Genomic DNA, 1,431 nt, shown 5'->3' with positions numbered 1-1,431 from the left:
CCATTTATGATGGGGACAAAGCAATCGGCGAGACGAAAGTTAATCCGGATGGTTCGTGGTCGTTCACACCGACAACACCGCTTGGTAAAGGCGAACATCATTTTACCACTACGGTAAAAGATGCGGCCGGCAATGAAAGCGAACACGGCTTTGGAACTGTTATCACTATCGAGAATACTGATAACAATGTCACAGTTGATTATGCCGTTGACGATCAGGATCCGATTAAAGGCCAGATTGCTAATGGTGGCCATACCGATGATACAACGCCCGAACTTCACGGCACGGCACCGGCAGGCTCGCGTGTTTACGTTTATAGCGATGCTACAAAACAAACGATAATTGGCGGCCCATTCACTGTCGGTTCGGATGGTAAATGGTCTATCGGTTTGACAGAACAGACCGCCGGCGAACATAACTATTATGTTGAGGCAATAGGTGCCGATGGCACTGTTCTTGCCGGACAGGGTTTCAAACTGAATATTGATAATGGTGCACCGGAGGTGCCGACGATTACCCAGGTTATCGATGATGTCGGCCTTAATCAGGGTAAAGTTGCAAATGGTGGCTCCCGTGTCGACAATGGCACGACCGACGATACCAACCCGACGATTATCGGCACGGCACCGAAGAACAGCCTTGTGATCATTTATGATAATGGCAAGGAACTTGGCCGCGTTTATGCCGATGGCAACGGCAACTGGTCTTATACAACCGGAGCAATGCTTACCGAAGATGACCACAAGTTTACGGCCGTTTCGCAAAATGCGGAGGGAAAGACCAGCGGCGTTTCAAACGAATATCTTGTTAAGGTCGACATTACCGGGCCAGAGCAGATAAAGGGCGAGACTGTTCAGGATAATGCTCTGCCGAACAATACCAATGGTGAAGATGGCCCGAATATTATCTCTATCAATCAAAATGACGTCACCAATGACAATAGCCCGATCTTCAGCGGAACGGCACCAAGTGACGCCAAGAAAGTGCGCATCTATGACAATAACAAGTTTATTGCCGAAGTGGATGTCAATGCAGATCATACATGGTTCTGGGAAGCGGGTAACAGAAACTCAGATGCCAAGCTTGGCGAAGGCAAGCATGCTCTTACAGCCCGTCCAGTGGATGCGGCTGGCAATGAAGGGCCAGCATCTCAAGCCCATGCGTTCGAAGTTGATACACGTGTACCAAGTGCAACGGCAAAACTCATCAGTATTACCGATGATACAGGCTTTGAGAGTAGCGACTTCAATACGCAGGATAAAACACCACTCTTCAGTTTCAAGGTTGATGGAAAAGTAGAAGACACCGACAAGGTACAAGCCTTCATCAACAATCAATGGCGCGACCTTACCTATAATGAAAAAACCGGTAACTGGGAACTTGATTGGCGCGATAGTAAGGAACCTATCCCTGATGGAACATATACGGTGA

1 protein-coding gene is annotated in these 1,431 nt (G+C 48.2%); it reads left to right on the top strand.

The genetic code is table 11. The annotated features are described in order from the left end of the window. Positions 1 to 1,431, top strand: a 1,431-nt coding sequence (locus PEB0122_RS11565; RefSeq protein WP_198936011.1) for an Ig-like domain-containing protein, incomplete at both ends; no start/stop codon positions are given.

The organism is Ditibartonella apis, assembly GCF_001952075.1.
Classification (GTDB): Bacteria; Pseudomonadota; Alphaproteobacteria; order Rhizobiales; family Rhizobiaceae; genus Bartonella; species Bartonella apis.
The sequence above is the reverse complement of the archived record's forward strand: the minus strand, read 5'-3'. Positions and strand labels throughout refer to the sequence as shown.